This is a genomic window from Desulforhabdus amnigena (assembly GCF_027925305.1).
Taxonomy (GTDB): Bacteria; Desulfobacterota; Syntrophobacteria; order Syntrophobacterales; family Syntrophobacteraceae; genus Desulforhabdus; species Desulforhabdus amnigena.
This window is the reverse complement of the sequence record NZ_BSDR01000001.1, coordinates 772,705-788,244: the sequence shown is the minus strand read 5'-3', so window position 1 is coordinate 788,244 and position 15,540 is coordinate 772,705. Positions and strand designations below refer to the sequence as shown.

The 15,540-nt window shown below is 53.2% G+C and carries 15 protein-coding genes and 2 pseudogenes; 7 read left to right on the top strand and 10 right to left on the bottom strand.

Annotation, left to right across the window (positions count from 1 at the left end; genetic code table 11):
* Nucleotides 1–9 precede the first annotated feature (9 nt).
* Entirely contained in the window at nucleotides 10–411 is a 402-nt protein-coding gene (locus tag QMG16_RS03510; protein WP_281792287.1) for a CAAX prenyl protease-related protein, read from the top strand.
* A 431-nt stretch (nucleotides 412–842) separates the two neighbouring features.
* On the opposite strand, the gene QMG16_RS03505 is transcribed toward QMG16_RS03510, so the two are convergent.
* The 3 genes from QMG16_RS03505 to QMG16_RS03495 all read right to left on the bottom strand — a co-directional run bounded on the left by QMG16_RS03505 (nucleotide 843) and on the right by QMG16_RS03495 (nucleotide 2,419).
* Nucleotides 843–1,157, bottom strand: a complete 315-nt coding sequence (locus QMG16_RS03505) for a CcdB family protein (RefSeq protein ID WP_281792286.1) — start codon at nucleotides 1,155–1,157, stop codon at nucleotides 843–845.
* Nucleotides 1,157–1,405 (bottom strand): type II toxin-antitoxin system CcdA family antitoxin, encoded by a 249-nt coding sequence (locus tag QMG16_RS03500; protein ID WP_281792285.1) that lies wholly within the window; start codon nucleotides 1,403–1,405, stop codon nucleotides 1,157–1,159. The genes QMG16_RS03505 and QMG16_RS03500 overlap by 1 nt, the downstream gene beginning before the upstream one ends.
* Nucleotides 1,406–1,996: 591 nt before the next feature.
* Nucleotides 1,997–2,419, bottom strand: coding sequence for a hypothetical protein (locus QMG16_RS03495; RefSeq protein ID WP_281792284.1), 423 nt, complete (start codon nucleotides 2,417–2,419; stop codon nucleotides 1,997–1,999).
* 565 nt (nucleotides 2,420–2,984) lie between these two features.
* On the opposite strand from QMG16_RS03495, the pseudogene ltrA reads away from it, so the two are divergent.
* Nucleotides 2,985–3,677 (top strand): annotated as a pseudogene (ltrA, locus tag QMG16_RS03490) (group II intron reverse transcriptase/maturase); the annotation flags it as partial.
* An 853-nt stretch (nucleotides 3,678–4,530) separates the two neighbouring features.
* Here ltrA and QMG16_RS03485 read toward each other — a convergent pair.
* On the bottom strand, nucleotides 4,531–5,928 hold the full coding sequence (locus QMG16_RS03485) for a hypothetical protein (RefSeq protein ID WP_281792283.1): 1,398 nt from the start codon (nucleotides 5,926–5,928) through the stop codon (nucleotides 4,531–4,533).
* A 348-nt stretch (nucleotides 5,929–6,276) separates the two neighbouring features.
* Here QMG16_RS03485 and tnpA (QMG16_RS03480) point away from each other — a divergent pair, with 348 nt between their 5' ends.
* From tnpA (QMG16_RS03480) to tnpC, 3 genes are read left to right on the top strand one after another with little or no spacing between them, the layout of a single operon-like run.
* Nucleotides 6,277–6,591, top strand: coding sequence for an IS66 family insertion sequence element accessory protein TnpA (gene tnpA, locus QMG16_RS03480; RefSeq protein WP_281792282.1), 315 nt, complete (start codon nucleotides 6,277–6,279; stop codon nucleotides 6,589–6,591).
* The gene (gene tnpB / locus QMG16_RS03475) at nucleotides 6,588–6,938 is read left to right on the top strand and encodes an IS66 family insertion sequence element accessory protein TnpB (RefSeq protein ID WP_281792281.1); all 351 of its coding nucleotides are present in this window, start codon (nucleotides 6,588–6,590) and stop codon (nucleotides 6,936–6,938) included. Before tnpA (QMG16_RS03480) ends, tnpB (QMG16_RS03475) begins: the two co-directional genes overlap by 4 nt.
* 22 nt (nucleotides 6,939–6,960) lie before the next feature.
* A complete protein-coding gene (tnpC, locus tag QMG16_RS03470; RefSeq protein ID WP_444979687.1) occupies nucleotides 6,961–8,577 on the top strand; it encodes an IS66 family transposase in 1,617 nt (538 codons plus the stop codon).
* Nucleotides 8,578–8,615: 38 nt separating this feature from the next.
* Here the strand turns inward: tnpC and tnpB (QMG16_RS03465) are convergent, their stop codons facing one another.
* Both tnpB (QMG16_RS03465) and tnpA (QMG16_RS03460) read right to left on the bottom strand, forming a co-directional pair.
* The gene (gene tnpB / locus QMG16_RS03465) at nucleotides 8,616–8,825 is read right to left on the bottom strand and encodes an IS66 family insertion sequence element accessory protein TnpB (protein ID WP_281792279.1); all 210 of its coding nucleotides are present in this window, start codon (nucleotides 8,823–8,825) and stop codon (nucleotides 8,616–8,618) included.
* The gene (gene tnpA / locus QMG16_RS03460) at nucleotides 8,822–9,157 is read right to left on the bottom strand and encodes an IS66 family insertion sequence element accessory protein TnpA (RefSeq protein ID WP_281792278.1); all 336 of its coding nucleotides are present in this window, start codon (nucleotides 9,155–9,157) and stop codon (nucleotides 8,822–8,824) included. The genes tnpB (QMG16_RS03465) and tnpA (QMG16_RS03460) overlap by 4 nt, the downstream gene beginning before the upstream one ends.
* 110 nt (nucleotides 9,158–9,267) lie before the next feature.
* On the opposite strand from tnpA (QMG16_RS03460), the pseudogene QMG16_RS19505 reads away from it, so the two are divergent.
* Both QMG16_RS19505 and QMG16_RS03455 read left to right on the top strand, forming a co-directional pair.
* Nucleotides 9,268–9,402: pseudogene (locus tag QMG16_RS19505) on the top strand (transposase family protein); the annotation flags it as partial.
* Nucleotides 9,378–10,004: an HARBI1 family protein gene (locus QMG16_RS03455; protein WP_281792277.1), complete on the top strand. Its 627-nt coding sequence runs from the start codon at nucleotides 9,378–9,380 to the stop codon at nucleotides 10,002–10,004. The pseudogene QMG16_RS19505 and the gene QMG16_RS03455, both read left to right, overlap by 25 nt.
* Before the next feature lie 126 nt (nucleotides 10,005–10,130).
* Here QMG16_RS03455 and QMG16_RS03450 read toward each other — a convergent pair whose 3' ends face one another.
* The 4 genes from QMG16_RS03450 to QMG16_RS03435 form a co-directional block, all read right to left on the bottom strand.
* Nucleotides 10,131–10,331 carry a bacterioferritin-associated ferredoxin gene (locus tag QMG16_RS03450; RefSeq protein WP_281792276.1) on the bottom strand — a complete coding sequence of 67 codons (201 nt, stop codon included), beginning with the start codon at nucleotides 10,329–10,331 and terminating at the stop codon, nucleotides 10,131–10,133.
* Nucleotides 10,332–10,561: 230 nt separating this feature from the next.
* Nucleotides 10,562–11,035, bottom strand: coding sequence for a hypothetical protein (locus QMG16_RS03445; RefSeq protein ID WP_281792275.1), 474 nt, complete (start codon nucleotides 11,033–11,035; stop codon nucleotides 10,562–10,564).
* Between the two features lie 64 nt (nucleotides 11,036–11,099).
* Nucleotides 11,100–14,762 carry an ATP-binding protein gene (locus QMG16_RS03440; RefSeq protein WP_281792274.1) on the bottom strand — a complete coding sequence of 1,221 codons (3,663 nt, stop codon included), beginning with the start codon at nucleotides 14,760–14,762 and terminating at the stop codon, nucleotides 11,100–11,102.
* Complete coding sequence (locus QMG16_RS03435) at nucleotides 14,759–15,484, bottom strand: condensin complex protein MksE (protein ID WP_281792273.1); 726 nt, start codon at nucleotides 15,482–15,484, stop codon at nucleotides 14,759–14,761. The genes QMG16_RS03440 and QMG16_RS03435 overlap by 4 nt, the downstream gene beginning before the upstream one ends.
* Nucleotides 15,485–15,540: the final 56 nt, after the last annotated feature.

The window sequence follows — 15,540 nt, the reverse complement described above, 5'->3', positions numbered from 1 at the left end:
TGGATCAACGTGGACTACTCTTTTGGGGCAGAAGGAAAGGGTTTTGACCCGACCCTCCTGAAGGGGGATATGGCAAGAGCCTTGAGCATCGCCGTCAGGCTGCTCGGAGCTGTCGTGATTGTGCCCATTATGGAAGAGCTCTTCTGGAGATCCTTTCTCATTCGCTATATCACCGACAAGCAGTTTGACACGATCCCCATCGGTTTCTTTTCCTGGCCGTCGTTTGTCATAAGTTCGATTCTCTTTGGCCTGGAACACCACCTGATCATTGCCGGAATCCTCGGAGGGCTTGCCTATAATCTCCTGCTCTACGGCACCAAAAGCATCTCTCAATGCATTCTCTCTCATGGAGTCACTAATCTTTGTCTTGGCATCTATGTGCTTTCGACCGGCCAATGGAGGTTCTGGTAGCCGCAGCGGTTTCGCCATGCAGGTCGGATTCTTCATCAATACGCGAATCCCAAAAATCAGATGGAGCCATCGCCGGACTGCCCGGGGGCGCGGAACAACTGACCCATCTGTTTGCCGTTGCCTGCGGGAGATCCAGCCCTCTCGGATCGCCCCATTAGCCATTGCACAGCACGAGTCGAGATCTGGTTCAGCATCCTGGTCAGAAAGCTGCTAAAGCGTGCAAGCTTTCTCAGCACCAACGACCTGAAAGAAAAGCTGCCCGCATTTATCGACTACTTCAATCGCACGATGGCCAAACCATTCAAATGGACATGCAAAGGAAAGGCTCTGAGTGCGTGAGAGGGGGGCAGGAGGATTTCCGCCAAGCTACACCTAGGTTTTGTTGACATTTCATCTCAGCCAGATGAGAGAAGCGACGAAGCCGAGGCACATCAGAAACCGGTGAATAAGAAATCAAGTGCAGCAATGATGTCATGACGCTGGTCTTTTAGCGAGCTGACCTTCTCTCCCATAAATCGAATGTGGATACCGGCCAATTCCGCTGTGGACATAAACACTGGGGTATCTCTTATTGTGAATTGAGGATTGAGATGCTTTATGGGTTTGCCCATAGCTGAGGAGGCTATGAGCGGGACAACTACACGTGTTGAAAGGCCATCGAGCAAGTCGGCCTGGACGTCGAGTAGATAAGGAATTGCTTGATTGGTTTCTTCATTGGGATTTTCAAAGACATCAAACTGTGCCATCAAAACCTCCTCAAACCATCACTGAACACTCCACCTGCTTCGATGCGGCGATTGTAGGCTTCAATGGCCTCTCGATTCTCTTCCCGCCATTCCCGGCGTTTTTCCTCCAATAGAATTTCGATAAGACGTTGTTCTAAAGCCTTGGAAAGGTTGATGCGATGATCTTTCGCCTTCCGAAGGAGGTCGCTGTTAATACTAAGATTTGTAGACTTTTTTGGGGCTTGGGCATTATAGAGACTCTCTTGCATGACGATCTCCTTTGCGCATTCACGATGCGCATACTTTATCCTCTTTCATGGGGATTGGCAAGAGATTTTAATGAGCTACTTCCATTGGCTTTTGATCATCTGATTGCGGCGCTCACCTGCGGAGCGGACGGCAAGCTGCAGGCTTTACGGACGAACTGTTAGGTGAAGTACCTTGTTCCGAGGCGCGCTTCGCGCCCTGGATGTCTTCATGTCGGCATACCATGCCTGGAGCGGTTGCTCCGCATCGGGGTGTCTCTCTCAAAACTCCTTAAGTCTTTTCCGCGATATAATCCTCATAAATCAAAAATACCATGATCCCAATATGGGATTAACTCGGCTTTTTCTGTTTCCCGCTGACTCTCGGGTACACGGGCACAACTTAAGCGTAAGCGGCCTGGCCGAAATGATACTGAATTTCGGGCAAAACCGCTGATTGTGATAGCACCACGGATCGCCGGGTTCGCTTGAGGCAGAGTTCGAGACGCCGCAGGCGACGCGAACCATTATCAGGCCAATTAGATGATCATCCTTGTAGACTCGCTTGACAGCGTATCTCCTCTTACGCATTTCACGACTCAAGGCGAAACGGAATCAGCCGTTTTTTTCAACATCGGGGCCACTGGCGCTGGGCCTCGTACCTGTAACGCCCTTTGCGATCGCGAAGCCGGATATCGCGGATAAAATCGGAAGTCCCGCTTCTGCGGTAATGGTCTTTGTAAGCAGAAGAATAGTGAGAACGATGATGATCAGAACAGCGACTAGCACTTGTCCATACGTAGTCCAGAACTCGTTTCGACGCTCAAGATAGTCAACATATGCCTCCATGAAATGTCGAACCTGCGGGCGCACACCGTCACGATCCCAGAGTTCAAGCAGTCGGATGAAGAATGGATTGTCGATCCAATACTTCTTGACGTTAAGCGTAAAGATGCTCAAGCCAAAGAAGACAATTCCGGCCACCACTGTGAGACCTACAAAGCTTACGAGAACACACAACCAAAAAGTCTGATCCATTTTTGCATCCTCCTTCTATTGGTTTACGACTGATGGAATGGAGAATCTGCGCGTCTAATCGGGATAGGGCAAGGCCTCGCAACCTCTCCCCGGCGACTCGATCTGGGGGAGAGTTCTCTCCTCCGGCTCCAGGAGGACTTGCACCTCACAAGCTCTGTGCCATGCCCGGCACACACGCCGGGGGCTGAGTGGCCCGGCTGAAACGGCACTGAGCAACGAATTGCAGCTCGGATTATCAGATGGCATGTGGCCGCCGGGTCCGCTTGAGTCTTTGTGTACGCCTGGCATGGGCGTGAACTCATGGGGTGCAAGTCCCTGTACGTGAATCCTGCAAGTGTGTTTCACACTGGCACAAGTACTAGCCGAAGGCAAGGGCGGAACCGTGAGGGACCGTCCGGAGGAAGCCGGAGCGCAAAGCGGTGAGCCGACGAACAGAAACAGCATACAAGGCCGAGTCCCTGGGCAAGTCGGCACGACATGACGGAACCCCGGATTCAGGGGATACGGTAAATGCCGCGGTTGTGTCGTCACAGTTCACGTCCTTATCCGGTGAGACCTACCTGGCATGCACCTGGCCCATCCGGATGATGACCTACTGGAGCGGATTCTATCCCGAGAAAACATGCAGCAAGCCTGGAAACGGGTCAAGGCGAATAAAGGAGCGGCCGAAATGGACGGCATGTCCATCAAGGCCTTTCCCGATTACGCCCATGACCACTGGGAAGAAATCCGTGACTCGCTATTTGCAGGTACCTACCAACCCTCACCGGTCCGCAGGGTGGAGATTCCAAAAGCGACGGGCGGGACCCGCCCGCTCGGCATCCCCACGGTCCTGGACCGATTGATCCAACAAGCCAGAGCCCAGATGCTGACGCCGATCTTTGATCCGTGTTTTTCGGATGCGAGCTTCGGCTTTCGCCCCGGGAGGTCTGCCCATGATGCGGTGTACCAGGTTCGGGAAATCATCCGAAAAGGCTACCGCATTGCCGTAGATCTGGACCTGTCCAAGTTCTTCGATACTGTAGACCACGATGTTTTGATGCACCGCGTGGCCCGAAAGGTCCGCGACAAGCGAGTCCTGCGCCTCATCGGACGATACCTTCGCGCCGGGGTTTTGGTTGATGGTCAGCTTCAGGATACCCGAATCGGGGTCCCCCAAGGGGGACCTCTTTCACCCCTGCTGTCCAACGCCGTCCTGGACGACCTGGACAAGGAGCTGGAACGTCGAGGTCATCACTTCGCCCGTTACGCCGACGACTGTGCGCCACGAAGGCGCAGAAAGGAACTGGAAATGTAGCTCTTAAAACTGCAGCCATGCTGCACGGAAGATGAGGGCAGGCCCCTCGGAGCCGCCATACAGGTGGAGGCTTCAAACCACCTTAAGCTGCTGTGGTCAAAAGCCATGGTGGTGAGCGTTAAGGAAAAGGTGCAGCTTGACTGCATCAGGTGAGCGCCATGGAGACGAACACAAGTGAATCGCTGATAAAGTGTCGAAAGCGTAGGGACGCCATCAAAACCGGGGGGGGAGTCGTTAACCCGGGATGAGCCTGGAGAAGACCTGCTTACTGTCCAGGTGGTGGCCGGCATGAAGGCGGTGCGAACGTGGTGCAGGCTTCTGTGCGGAACGTGGGAACCTACGACTCCGATGTGAAGGGAGAAATCCAAGTGGAGGCCCCACAAGGATGAGAGTACCGATGCGGAGTATAGGGGCGGAACAGTCCGTGGTAGTGAGGAAGCCCCTGTAATGGGGGTGGAGCGAAGGGGGTAACATGTCCAAAGTTTTAAACGGATCAACCGGAAACGGGAGGAATCCGTGAGTAACGCAAAACCTACTGCGGTGGGTGGACATGAAGAGCCGTATGAATCGAGAGGTTCACGTACGGATCTGTGAGAGCCTGGGGGTGAGATTCCCCTGGGCTACTCGACTGAGGGCTGGGGGAGACAGCAGTGAAGATCCAGTAGATCTAACCACAGCTCAAAAGTGCTCCCATGGCGTTCAATGCAGTTGATCCCAGGTTGAAGATACAGCTATCCCATGTGCACTCATTCTGGTGCTGTTTATAAAGATTTATAGATGTATGGGGGATCAGAGCCTGGAACATGGACATCCTTCAGGAAGTGTCAAATCGTATTTGGAATGGCTGTGCCCGGACTCTATCGAGGAAGTCCCGAGCGAGCCTGAGGTTGCGCCAAGCTTCGAGAAGTCTGAACGCGATGTTTTTGGCCGATCCCACTCCCGTGGGGAAAGCTCTCCGAAAGAGACTGCCTCTTTGGATGAGCTGAAAAAGAGTGCAGGCGATCTGCAAGAGAAGGTAGAAGATCTTGCAGGCGACATCATTGTTGCTGTAAACATGTTCCAGTTCAAATCCCCCGTTTTTTTGGACATTGAAGCCCTCGTTTTCAATGATCCATCTGCTCCTTCCTCCATCGTTGGCTATTTCGATGGCGCTTGCCTGACTGATTTTGAAATTGGTAACCCACTGGAATCGAGTGGTCCTGATCTGCCCTGTCTTATCCGGTTTGGTCTCAAGGCACCGGAGAACGCAAAGGGAGTGCTCTCTGTTTTCAGTATCGATATAGGGAATGTTGTTTACCCACCGGTATTGCTGGTGAATTCTGGCTTCTTTGCCTGTCCGGTACTCGAGGTGACACTCAGGATGGAATCTCTGGAGGGCCTCGAACTGTTGCTCAACGGAGGGGAGGTTATCCTTGTGAACGATCAAGAACTTCCAGCCGTATCGGTTGCACAGGTCAAAGGTGGGGCCGCCGGCAAAGAGGCTATCGAGGCTGATGCACAGGGGAAGCCGGGGGAATCTTTCTTTGAGTCTTTGTGCAAGCCGGTAGAAAGCCTTGAGCTCACAGTCCTGTTTGCCGGGATTCTCCCCGGGGTTCTCGATGAATTCCGTCATAAGGGAGAAGGCGAATCCGTTTGGGGTCACGAGCTTTGCCTCGAGCACCTCGTGGTAGTAGATCGTCTTGGTTCCGTGAGTCCGGGTGAGACAGTACGGGCAATGTCTCTTGTCGAAGGAAATGGTCCCCGTCCCATCGACAGCCACAACATAGTAGATGCCCCGAAGTCTCCAGCGAGAGAGCACCTTCTTTCTGATGAGGGTTTCGGCCATCCCGGTAACGGCCTCTTGAGCCTCTTGCGGAGAGAGCCTGAGGTAGAGATCATTAAGGGTATCACCATGGGGAAAGGAGTCGACACCGAAAAGGATCTCGAACTTTTCCCTGGAGGGCTCATTCTTTCGGAGTTGGTATGTGACCTGTCTTCTGGCTCCGAGTCTCAGCAAGAACATGAGAACTCCTGCAAAGCAAAGAGATGCAAGAGGGTAGTTGATCTTCCTCTGGTCTCTCGGATCGGATGCGCCTCCAAAAATCTTCTGGAAACCACCGAAGAAATGCTCCACCGTCTTGATGAGAATTCCGATCAGAGCTTCCTGCTCCTGCTCAGCGCTGTCCGTGGTAGGATTCATGGTTCGGAAATCAAAAATGAGATTGTTTTTCAATGCGGCCTCCTTCACCCAACGGGAACTCCAGTTGAGCGTGAAGAAATTATTTTCTCTCTTGAGAGGAAGCCCTCTCGTTTTTTGATTTTATCCCGATTTACTGTGCGAAGAAAAATCAATCGTTATTGCTGTGGGGGAGAAAACCCCCCGGCTACCCGATTAGCGTCTACTCATATCAGGGCTATATCAAACCTGCCTCACGGTACATGTTTATCCCTTGTTTGACAACCGACAGCAACAATTCAGGCATTTCTTTTTCATATATTTGTAAGCGATCAGGGAACCCCATCTTTCGGGTAAACCAATAGTGTGCCAAGATCGCCTCACACTTTATGAAGGAGGCGATCAATGAAGAAGACCCAATCGACTGACAATGAAGTAAGGCAGAAATTCTGGGAGCACCACCTGGCTCAATGGCAAGCAGGTGGTCTGTCGCAGGCCGAATACTGTCGAAGGCATGGACTGAGCGTCAAGACCTTCGGCTATCACAAACGCACGAAAGGAACAGACTCGCTCTGCCTTGTGGAGGTCCCCCTGGCAGCTCCGGTTTGCTCTCTCCCTAAGCCCCTCAGTCTCACCGTGGGCTCCCGGTACACCATCCGGATCGAAGCGGGCTTTGATGCAGACACTCTGCGCGACCTCCTCGAGGTGCTCGACCGATGATCGCCCTGCCGCAGCACACCCGGGTCTATCTTGCTTTGGGCAGTACCGACATGCGCAAGGAGATCAACGGACTCTCGATTCTTGTGGAAGGGACGCTCTCGCTCGATCCTTTCTCAGGACATCTTTTCGTCTTCTGCAGAAGTCGATCGACCGTAAAGATCCTCTATTGGCAAAGGAACGGGTTCTGCCTTTTTCAAAAGAGGTTGGAGAAGGAACGGTTCCGCTGGCCTGAAACCAGAGAGCAGGTGATGGAGATCGGTCTGAGGGACCTGTCTTTCCTTCTCGAGGGGCTCGATTTCACCGCCCTCCATCCCCACCGGGATTTGCACTACTCCACCCTTCTCTAAAAGCGGTTTATTCTCCGGAATCATTACAAAAGGAACTGTTAAAGAAGGCCTTTTTAATGAGGTCCTTTTACCCAATAATTTTGAACTGCTCAAAACGATCATCCGAGATCAGGAAGCGGCGTTTCTCGACCAGAAGCAACGGTATGAATCCCGCATCGAATTCCTGGAGGAACGGTTGAGGCTCCTTCAAAACGAGCTCTTCCGGCGCAGTTCTGAAAAACGCCCTGTGGAGGAGGACCCTCGCCAGCTCCATCTTTTCAACGAAGCTGAAGTGAGTGCGGAAGAAAAGCCGGTGACCGAAGAGATCGAAGTCCCTGCCCACACCCGGCAAAAACCCAGGAGAAAGCCTCTTCCCGAACATCTGCCTCGCGTGGAAGTGATCCACGATATTGCCGAGGAAGAGAAGATCTGTGCCTGTGGAACGACACTTTCGCGGATCGGCGAGGAAGTATCGGAGAAGCTCGACATCATCCCCGCCAGGGTTCAAGTCATTCGCACCATTCGCCCCAAGTACGCGTGCAAAGGCTGCGAGGGAGTGGAAAGCGAAGGGGGAGCGGTCAGAATCGCCGAGCCTCCTCCAGAGATGATCCCCAAGGGGATTGCCACGGCAGGGACCCTTGCTTATGTGGCTACCGCAAAATACGCCGACGGCACCCCGCTCTACCGGCTCTCAAAGATCCTTGAGCGTTACGGAATCGAGATCCCCCGATCCACTATGGCCTCCTGGATGGTGATGGCAGGCGATCGGTGCCGCTTGATCATGGAGATGCTTCAGAGGGAGCTCAAATCGGGGGTCCTCATCAATTGCGACGAGACTCCCGTGCAGGTCCTCTTTGAGCCGGGACGTGCCAACACCACGTATTCCTACATGTGGGTCTTCAGGGGAGGAGACCCGCAAAAACCTGTTGTCCTCTTCCACTATGCCCCTACAAGATCGGGGGATGTTCCCAGGGAGATCCTCGAGGGGTACCAGGGGTATCTGCAAACCGATGCTTTCTCGGCCTATGATCAGTTCGACAGGCCGGGGTCCAGGATTGTGCTCATCGGGTGCATGGCGCATGTGAGAAGAAACTTCGTCAAAGTCATCGATGCCCGGGGAAAGGGGGCGAAGAAGACCGGGAGTGCCGAGGTCGCCCTCGAATACATCCGAAAGCTCTACGCCATTGAAAAGGTGGCGCGGGAGCGCAAGCTTACTCCTGACGAAATCCGTGCTCTCAGGAAAAAAGAAGCCGAGCCGATCCTCAAGGAGTTTAAAGCCTGGATGAAGGGGCGCCTGCCGCAGACCCCACCCAAGGGGCTTCTGGGCAAAGCCCTGAGCTATGCCCTCAACCACTGGCACAAACTCATCCGCTATCTGGAGGACGGCCGCATTCCCATAGACAACAACATGGCGGAGAATGCCATCCGACCCTTTGTGGTCGGTCGAAAAAACTGGCTGTTCAACGGGCACCCCAACGGAGCCAAGGCTGCCGCCACCCTCTACAGCCTGATTGAGACAGCCAAAGCCTGCGGCCTGGAACCTTACCAGTATCTGCGCTATCTCTTTGAGAGACTTCCCTTTGCCCGCAGTGAGGAAGATCACCTGGCTTTGCTTCCTCAGATGCTCACCCCGGAGCAGTTGACTCGCTCTCTCCAGTAGGTTACCCCTGCCTTCCAGTACGCGCTCGTCCGTCATCTTCAAGGATTCATCCTGCCATGGCCGGTGGCAGCCTTCGGCTTGGAAGGTGTACTTGCCAAGACGCTTATGCAAAACACGAAAAGATGCCCTGAAAACGGGTCGAGCTCCAAAGTCCCTTCCACCAGAACCGACAGTCCGTTGATGGCTTTGCGCATGTCCGTGTTTCCAGGAGCCAGGAATACCCGCGTGTTTGAAGGAATACAGATCATAGGCTTCTCAAAACCCGGACCACGCCGTCCAGCAGTCCTGGATCGAACCCTTGCCCGATCTCAATACGATAGCGCCCCCCTACCACCACGCAAAGCGGCCCCCCAGAAGCAACGACGCTGCTTTTCTCCTCCTTCGTCCCCGACCACTCCACCAGGGAGACGGTGGACTTTTGCGGACACTTTTTCTTCCAGTAAATGAAGCGGTTCACTTTGAGCCTGTTTTGCCGGCAGTACTCGTTTTGGGTCATCCCACTCGTTTCCCATCTCTTGAGGTGCTCTTCCCAAAACCTTCGCTTCTCCTCGTTTTCTTCTAACCGTGGCTTCTTCTCCATCTTTGACCTCCTCCTTCAACTTTGGAGGTCACTCTCCCATAAACGAGAGCCTAAAAAAAGATGGGGTTCGCTGATCGCTTACCAGCTACTCAACCTACAAGAACTGTCCGCTGGCAACTCCCGAGGACAGGCTGCTCTTTATGCTCATGTACCTGAAGAACAATCCGGTACAGTCCCTACACGGAAAGCTCTTCGGAATGCCGCTTGGCAAAACGAACATGTGGATCCACGTGCTGCTCCCCATTTTGGGAAATACCCTGAGAAACCTCGGCTTTGCACCCAGTCGCCAAGTCGAGCATCTGCGGGAGAGGCTCGAAATCAAGACCGATCCCCCCTTTTTTGCCACGATGGAACCGAGCGGCCGATCCAACGGCCCAAGGATCCCGAGAAGCAGAGGAGCTACTACAGCGGGAAGAAGAAACACCACACCATGAAAAACGTCATCTTGATCAATGAGTTCATGTACATCCTCTTTCTGAGCCTGACGCATCCAGGTTCCGTCCACGACAAAACCATTGCGGACTCGAGCAGCTATCCCCTGCCGAAGGAGAGTTACCTCATGCAGGATCTCGGGTTTCAGGGCTTTGATCTGCCTGGTGTCGAGATCATCATGCCCCATAAGAAACCGCCTGGTGGAAGTCTCACACCGGAACAAAAGGAAGCCAACCGGGAGGTCTCCAAAGTGCGTGTGCGTATCGAGCATGTGATGAACAGCATCAAACACTGCCATATAGTCAGGGACACGACACGTCTTCTCAGACAGGGAACAAGAGACCTCGTCATGGAGATATGCTGTGCGCTCCATAACCTCCGGGTGACACTCAATCCATGGGGTTCCATGGTCTAATCGAGAAGGTGTCTAATAGAGGGGTGGGATGCTTTTCCCCACCCCTCTATTGCTCCCCTCTATCCTTGTAGGTTATATGGTATTTGTTGCTATGTTATCCACCACCTGGCGGACATCAGCTAAACATCAGCGACGTCTCGGATTCTTGTGAGCGCAATCACATCCACCAATTTTCTTTTCGTGTGCAATTTTTTCGAGAATCATCGAACGTCCATTTTCTAAGTAGTCTTCTTCTATTTGTTTTCTCGTATATTGGAAACAATAGCACACTAAATCATTATCCTTGAATTCGCTCCTTTCTTGGTCGAGAGGATTAATCTTAATCATACTCATTCTCCATATTCTGACCGTGTGATTGCCATATAACAAGTGATTGTATAGTTTCTGTATATCTCCGGGACGTAGAACAAGTCGTAGATTCTCAACGTGGAGAATCGAGGCTGATTTGTGGAGCTCTGTGGACAAACGGTTCACCTATCGTCCTGATGTTATTTTATATTTTATAGATAAAGTCCTTGCAAGGATTTTCCGATATTATGGGTGGTCCTTTCCGACTATCATGAAAAATGGAAGGATATCCTGAAACTGGAGAGCTCGATATGCTCAACATCCATTCGGCTTTGCGGGCACAATTCGTGGAATGACTGCGGAACAGGGCGGTTCCGAACAATGCGCTTGCATCCTACCTGAAGTGGCTGCGCTATTATTTGGATTTCTGCGAAAAGTATCACTTCCACAATGCACGGACCGACAGCCTTTCCCATTTTCTCGGTAAATTGAAGGAGATGTCGGCTTCGACGCGGGTGCAGTGCTTCAATTTCGATGCGGAAGTCCTGACGGTTCATGACGGGAAAGGCCGGAAGGACCGAACGGTCCCCCTTCCGAAGACGATCCTCCCCGAGCTTCAAATACACCTCGAGTCCTTGAAGGATCTGCACCAGCGCGACCTCGACAAAGGCTATATAGGGGTCTTTCTGGCGAATGCGCTGGAGAAGAAATACCCCTACTCTGCAAAGGAATTCATCCGGCAATGGTTTTTCCCCGCCATACTAATCCCGAGGGCTTTTACGTTCTGTGATTTGACGCAAACTGTGCTCAAGGGCCGGCGAGGGTATCTCCTGCCCCATCCTCCTTGCGGTAAAGGTGCACGTGGGTCACCCCCTCTGAGAGGGGGGTCAGAAGGTGGCAGATGGAATCGGGGATATCCACGGGCCTTGGCATGGCGACGGTGAGCTGGCACCTCACTTCATCCAGTAGACTCCGAATGGTTTCCAGTGCCCTGGCATCGAGCCGTTCCGCCTCGTCCAGAGCCAGCAGCAGCATACCACGTTCACTGTGGTTGCCCTGCTCTCTCCCCATAAAGAAAAGGATCGCCAGGCAGAGAGCCAGGTTGACTCCGAGAGCCTCTCCGCTCGAGAGCCCGCTTTCCCTGGCGCGGTCATTGGCGTCCAAAACGATGCGGCGGATGCGAATATACGACCGGTAATCGGCGATCTGTTCTTCCGTCAGGGTTGTGTTGGATTCCTTCTTTATAAATGCACGCAGCTTATCGACAAATTCCTTCAGGGTAATGGATTCTCCCCTGCTGATGAGCCGCAGAAGGCTTTCCAGTTTTTGCAGAGCGTGATACGCGGGAAGTTCCTCCAGTTCGAGCGAAATCTTCTTGATCTGACCAAATCGCAGCGAAGACAGGATCCGGTTCACTTTGACCAGTTGAGTTCTCAAATACCGGATTTCCATCTCCACATTGGACCGCACCTCTTCCACGCGGCTTTTGATTTTGTATTCGATCTGCTGCAGTTCATGCTGCAGGCGGCCATACTGGGCTTCGAGCTGGTCGAGGGCGACTCCCGAAGGCAAGAGAAGCTGCAGAAGCTGTGGAATCAGGCGATCCGGTTGATCTTCCTGGGGAAGGTGAAATTCATACTTGCGACTCACTTCGGCTATCCGGGACCTCAAAACCTGGACAAGGTTGTCCCAAACCGCCTTGTACCTCTCCCGCTCATCGGGGCGGGCGCCGAAGATATAGTCGGCTTCTTCTTCGGGATAATACCTCGTCCACAATTCCAGAGCCCTTTGATGGTCTTTTCGGGCATAATCGAGATCGCGCCTGGCTTTTACCAGGGCTTCACTTTGAGTCCGGTAGCGGTTCCGCAGTTCTCCGTTTTTCCGCTCGCCCAAAAACAGTTCATTCTGCGCCTTTGTCCGTTCTTCATCCAGTTCTTTGATTCGCTTGGCCAGTTCTTCAGCGCGTCCAAAATCCACGCATCCCTCGAGAACCTCTCTGGGTTCCTCCTCTTCCAGCCTGGAACAGATGGTCTGTGCACGGTCCAAATCTCTGGTCAATGCCTGAAGGCGGCCTTTCAAAGAAGCGAGTTCCCTGGTGCATTTTGCATCTTCGTTGTTGAACCCCTTCACTTCATCGTCCATCTGCCTGTAGCGAGCATGGATCTCCTGAAGCTGTTTTTTGAGTTTTTCCATCTCTTCGGAAGCATGAACAAAATGGAAAAGCTCACTGCGCTGGAATATCCGCTGGAGCATGGGATAGAGCTTCTCTACGCCGGGCGCCGTTTTTTCGAGCTGAGCCAGGGTCTGATTCAGCTCTTCAGCCCTGAGAGGAGCTTCAACATCCGCCAGGGCATCCAGCTTGGGAAGGAAATCCTGAATCGCCCGTCTTCTCCTGGAAATCAGATCCTCCTGAAAGGCCAGCTGCTTGATCTTGCCCTCCACTTCCAGGATACTCTCCTGAGCTCGCTGTATCTGTTCCCGCCTGGCCTCCGCCCCGATCCAGACAGGCCCATGAGGCGTATACCAGGCGATGCCTCCCAACCCGGCAATAGTGCCTTGTTCGGTGCGCTCCAGAACACGAAACTCTTTCCACACATCGGGAGACAAAATCAACCAGAAGGGTTCCTTTCCACACGCCAGGCCGGCCAAGGATGGTTTCGTCTCTTCGGTTTCAGCCCGTTTTTCCTCCATGGGCTTTTGTTTCTGGGGTGAACCTGCCGGCAAGAGAGATACCGGTTCGATGGCTCTTGCAAGAGGCCCCATGGTCTCCTGGCAGTGTCGCGCCTCATCCAGCCCCAAGTGATCAAAATGCCGCGTGAAGGGACAGGCAAGCCCTTTTTCCACCAGCTCGCCGGCAGAGGCAGGAAGGGGCATACGGCCCCGCGAGAGTTCATCGATGAGAGCTTTGAGCGGTCCTTTGCTTGCCGAAAGCTCCTGCCGCTGCACCGCTACATCCTTTTCCAAATTGCGAAGCTCCGTCAGAGCCCTGTCGAGCAAAGCCCGATCCGGCGTTCGGCCATTGAAGAAATCGGGCCACAGGTCGATCATCTTGCCGGCGAGTTCCCGGGCGACATTGTGCGCCCTGGCCCGGGATTGCCATTGCCCCAGGAGCTGCCGAAGCGGCTTGACCTCCTGAACCTTGCGCCGTGCTTCGTTGATTTCTACCCAGGCGCTTTCGAGATCGGAGAGGGATCGAATTTCCCGTTGCAGCAGTATCCCCGCCCGCTCCAGGTCTTTTTTGAATTCCAGCCATTTCCGAACCTGACCCTCCAAATTCTCTTCCCCGCTTTTCAGCCGGGCCAGTTCATTGGAAAGGAGCAGCATCTCTCCTCGAATCTTTTGAGCCTTTTCACGAACCTCTCGAATCTTTTCTTCGAGGGGGAGAATGCCCTCTGCGGCCGCCGCCAGTTCTTTTTGAATCTCTTTCCTGATTTCACGATTCTCCATGTATTCCTGGTAGTGCTTATACTTGCGGCTCCACTCCCCCTGTTCCCGAAGATACCGGTCGCGTTCCTTTCCCAGTGCATCCAACCGCACACGGACGCCGTCCAGTTCCTGGTTCAGGGCTGCAATGCGTTCATCCAACTGCTGAAAACGCTTCTCCCCCTCTTCAATATCCTTTAAAAGACTTTCCTCCCGGCGTTTCGACAATCCAAGCTGAACAGAGAGATAACGCCGCCTATGATAATCGAGATCACGCGCCTTCCCCTGCAACTCTCCACTCAATTCCTTGAGTTGCCAGAGTTGATTGAGCTGCCTCTCTGTATGGAGACGCTCATGCATGAGTTTTTCCACATCTTGAAAAGTCAGCCTCTTTTCGGGTTCGTGGCAGAGGGTCTGCTGCAGAAAATTGTTGAGTTCACCCAGATGAGGCTGTGTAGCCTGCCGCCACAGGAGAGAAAACTGTCGCCTTCCTCCCCGTGAAAGATCCAGGGGCAGAAGGCCTTCCTCATATAGAAAGCGGTGATAATCGTTGATACTGCCGAATTCTTTGACTCTCGCCCCGGAAGAGAAGCGTTTGATGCTCTGATTGAGAGCACGGAGGTCTGAAGCGACCTCCCCCTTGTCACGATTCAGAAAGAGGTTCTCCTCAGGCGGAATTCCGAGAAGGGCGAAGGGTTTCAAATCGACATATTCCGCGGCAGCACGCCGGGCGAGGAGGACTCCAACGGCCTGAATTTTAGAATGTCCTCCGATATGAACCAATGCCCATCCGATTCTATTTTGAAGCTGTCCGCCGAGATCCCGGTCGTTTTGCCCCGACGCCACATTGAGGTGCAAGTATCTCTGGTCGGCAAGGATCACGGTCTGCAGGGCATCGAGGAGAGTGGTCTTTCCCACGCCATTGCCTCCCGAAAGAAGGGTCAGCCTGGGATGCAGTTCCACGCGGGTGTAGGGATAGAGGCGGTACCCCACCAGTATCAGTGCCTTTGCATGAACCTCCTGGGGGCGGAAAAAGGGAAGATTCACAGATCCTCTTCCTCCGTTTCCGAATCCACGTTGCCCCAAACTTGAGCCACCACACTATCGATATCGATGTCCCGGTCGCTGCCGCCGTTTCCACGCACGTGCAGAGCCAGCTCCCAGAAGCGGTAAAGGGCGGGAAGCCTTTGCACGACAAGATCTTCCCAATCGGATCGGGAACCTGGCCTGAGATCCACAAAGCGGTATTTTGCCAATTCCTGAAGTTCCTTACGAATATACCCCCGCAGCTTCTCGGCCTGGTCTTCGCTCAGTTCCAATGGGCTGAGATTTCCCGGCTTTCTGATGAAGATGGATCGCAAAAAATGAAATTTATAGCTGCTGATCAGTCTTTGAAAGATGTCGTTTGCGGAAATCCAGCCGGATTCCCCCGGCCCCTCCATGAAAAAATGCCACGCCAGATAGAGTCCCAGAAATGTCGCTCCCCTGCTCAATCGGGACCGGCCGGCCAAGTCAGTAGCTGGATCCAGGTAAAAGAAAGGATTCCCACCCAGTTCACTGCGTCTCAATCTATACCCCATCCATTGAAAAAACTTTTCCCACGCCGATGGATGGTTTTCCAGGAATTGGAATTCCTCGGCCAGGTAGGGATCGATATGCCTGCCTCCCAACAATGAATGAACGACCTTTTGGGCGGAATCCGGCCTTTTCCATAGAACCAGAAAAGCATCTTCCTCCTGCGGGTTCTCCTTTCGATCGTAACTTCCCAAAATGAACCACTCCTAATTCGACATTGTCAGATGATCAGTTCCATTGTTTTGGGTTT

Bases quoted from the DNA above. Each gene is read 5' to 3' on its own strand.
- QMG16_RS03505 (WP_281792286.1), bottom strand. From the start codon at position 1,157: ATGGCACAGTTTGATGTCTTTGAAAATCCCAATGAAGAAACCAATCAA.
- QMG16_RS03500 (WP_281792285.1), bottom strand. From the start codon at position 1,405: ATGCAAGAGAGTCTCTATAATGCCCAAGCCCCAAAAAAGTCTACAAAT.
- QMG16_RS03495 (WP_281792284.1), bottom strand. From the start codon at position 2,419: ATGGATCAGACTTTTTGGTTGTGTGTTCTCGTAAGCTTTGTAGGTCTC.
- tnpA (WP_281792282.1), top strand. From the start codon at position 6,277: ATGAAGAAGACCCAATCGACTGACAATGAAGTAAGGCAGAAATTCTGG.
- tnpB (WP_281792281.1), top strand. From the start codon at position 6,588: ATGATCGCCCTGCCGCAGCACACCCGGGTCTATCTTGCTTTGGGCAGT.
- tnpB (WP_281792279.1), bottom strand. From the start codon at position 8,825: ATGATCTGTATTCCTTCAAACACGCGGGTATTCCTGGCTCCTGGAAAC.
- tnpA (WP_281792278.1), bottom strand. From the start codon at position 9,157: ATGGAGAAGAAGCCACGGTTAGAAGAAAACGAGGAGAAGCGAAGGTTT.
- QMG16_RS03450 (WP_281792276.1), bottom strand. From the start codon at position 10,331: ATGATTAAGATTAATCCTCTCGACCAAGAAAGGAGCGAATTCAAGGAT.